Origin of the sequence: Synechococcus sp. R55.7 (assembly GCF_047461955.1) — a bacterium.
GTDB lineage: Bacteria > Cyanobacteriota > Cyanobacteriia > Thermostichales > Thermostichaceae > Thermostichus.
This window is the reverse complement of record NZ_JANSIC010000291.1, coordinates 1-2,543: the sequence shown is the minus strand read 5'-3', so window position 1 is coordinate 2,543 and position 2,543 is coordinate 1. Positions and strand designations below refer to the sequence as shown.

Genomic DNA, 2,543 nt, shown 5'->3' with positions numbered 1-2,543 from the left:
CGCCATCCAACACCTCTAGGATGGCCTTGGCAGCGCGAGCCAGAACGCCGGGTTCTCCCAGGGCCGCCCGCATCGCGACGTAGTCGGCTTGCAGTTGGGCTTGGCGTTCCGGCCGAGTTAGCAACTCCAGTGCCAGTTGGGCGATCTTCTCCGGCTGGGCCTGCTCCTGCAGCAACTCCGGCACAATGGGGCGCATCTGCACGAGGTTGGGCGGAGACATGAAGGGCACCGACACTCTCAGCCAATGGCGGGCGATCCAGAAGGTGATGGGGTTGAGGCGATAGATCACCACCTGGGGGATCCCTAAGATGGCCGTTTCCAAGTTCACCGTGCCGGACTTGGCCAACACCAAATCAGCCGCTGCCAAGGCGAGGTGATGGGCTTTGTGGGGGGAGAAGAAGGGCAGAGCTTGGGGATCCAAAAGGGTGAGGTTGAGCCCAAGGCGGTGGGCAGCCCGCGCAATCGGGGCAGCAAAACGGGGCGAGGCCAGGGGCACCCAAAACTGTGCCTGAGGCAGGTGAGCTTGCAACAACTGAGCCGCCTTGAGCAAGACAGGCAGAACCGAGCGCAGCTCTTGCCGACGCGAAGCCGGCACCACCACCACCACCGTGGCTTCGGCAGGGATCCCCAACTGGGCTCTGGCGGCAGCACGGCTGGGCACAGCGGCCAAAATATCCAACAGGGGATGGCCCACATACTGGACATGGGCTCCTGCCGCCGCGTAGTAGCGGGCTTCCTCAGGGAAAATCGCCAACATCAGCCGCATCTGCTGGGCCAGTTGGTAGGTGAGGCGGGCGTCCTGCGACCACACCCACTCTTGGGGGGCAATGTAATAGACAGCAGGGATCTGCCGCCGTTGCAGCAGACGGGCAATGCGGCTGTTGACGCCGATGTAGTCCACCAGCACAGCCACATCTGGCGGGTCTTGGGCCAAAAAGCGGCGAATCTTCCATTCCGTCCAGAGGGCGGGGCCGATAAAGGGAAGAGCCTCTAAAATGCCAACGGAGCTGATCTCGGTAGTGCGGTGCAATAAACGGGCCCCGGCAGCAGCCATGCGCTCTCCCCCGACCGCTGTGATGCGCAGTTGAGGGCGCTGGCGCAGCAATTCTTCAATCAGATGGCCGGCCTGCAGATCCCCTGAGACCTCGCCCGTGCAGATGAACAGGTGGCTCACTAGAGCTACGCTCCCGACCCCAATCTTTAGTCATCCAGCTCTGAAGTGCTCCGCATCGCTGTCGATAAGGAATCTTCCCCTCTCCCGCGTAGGGCCGGCAGAGGGCCACGTCGTTGGGGCTGGGAGAGGGAGTCTTCCAAAAATTGCAGCAGATGTTGCAGGGATCCCGTCTCGTCCACCCACTCTTTCCCCTGTAGGGAAAGGACATGGCGCTCTCCCTCCGCACCGCTGTTACAAACGACACACAGGCTGCTGCGCAGCGTTTGCAGCGCTTTTTCCAAAGGCAACCCTGAGCGGTACAAAAATCGGTAGACCTGCCGCAGCAAGGGCAGGGATCCCTCCATCCCTTGGGCTCGCCGCAGCCCCACCAAGTTCAGACCGCGGATGCGAGCCGGATGTCCTTCCACCAACATGTAGGGGGGAACGTCGCGGTCAACCCGGCTCATCGCCCCCACCATGGCCAAGCGCCCGATGCGGGTGAACTGGTGGATCCCGACCATGCCGCCGATGCGGGCTTGAGACTCGATGTGGATATGGCCGGCCAAGGAAACAGCATTGGTAATCACCACCTGATTTTCGATGACGCAGTTGTGGGCGACATGGGTGTAGGCCATCAGCAGGTTGTAATCTCCAATCAGGGTGGCTTCCCCTTCATTGGTAGCCCGGTTGATGGTGACGAACTCGCGGATGCGATTGCCTCTGCCGATTACCACTTGAGAGGGGGCGCCGCTGTACTTCAGATCCTGAGGCTCGGTGCCCACAACTGCTCCCGGAAAAATGTGGTTGCCCTCGCCGATTTCCGTCCAGCCATCGATCACCACATGGGCCCCCACCACCGTATGGGCAGCGATACGAACATGCTCGCCGATCACCGCATAGGGGCCAACCTGCACCGTTTCGTGCAGCTCAGCTTTCGGATGGATCACCGCAGTGGGATGAATCCGCTCCCGTGAGCGGTGCGGCGCACTTGCAGAGATGTTGGGAGTGGATCCCGCTGAAGCGAACGAACTCATTTCCGACCTAGCCAGCAACTGTGGTTACGCTCCCAACCCCGCGAAGGATCACCAAGACTTGACTCCAGGGGAGATGAGCCTTAGAGCTACGCCCCACTGTCGCGACAACATGTTTACCGTATCCCGACAGAAAGGCGCAAGCAGCCCCTGAGCCATCTTTCTATCCCAACACTTTATCTCAATTGCGAGAACACCCACACCGGAGCGCCTCCTGGATGGCCGCTGTTGGCCCATCAATCCACCAGGGAGAACATCAGCTCCCCCTCGGTTACCAGTTGCCCTCCCACCTGAGCGCGGCAGAACATCTTGCCAATGCGCCTCTGGCGAATGGTGAGCAAGTCGGCAGAGAGCAGCAG

General features: G+C 61.1%; 2 protein-coding genes and 1 pseudogene. All 3 read right to left on the bottom strand.

The genetic code is table 11. The annotated features are described in order from the left end of the window. The coding region (lpxB, locus tag NW820_RS11825) for a lipid-A-disaccharide synthase (protein ID WP_414407584.1) at positions 1-1,174 on the bottom strand (1,174 nt) is incomplete at its 3' end. Positions 1,175-1,200: 26 nt separating this feature from the next. Continuing rightward, on the bottom strand, positions 1,201-2,187 hold the full coding sequence (gene lpxA, locus NW820_RS11820; RefSeq protein WP_414407583.1) for an acyl-ACP--UDP-N-acetylglucosamine O-acyltransferase: 987 nt from the start codon (positions 2,185-2,187) through the stop codon (positions 1,201-1,203). A 233-nt stretch (positions 2,188-2,420) separates the two neighbouring features. Beyond that, positions 2,421-2,543: pseudogene (locus tag NW820_RS11815) on the bottom strand (3-hydroxyacyl-[acyl-carrier-protein] dehydratase FabZ); the annotation flags it as partial.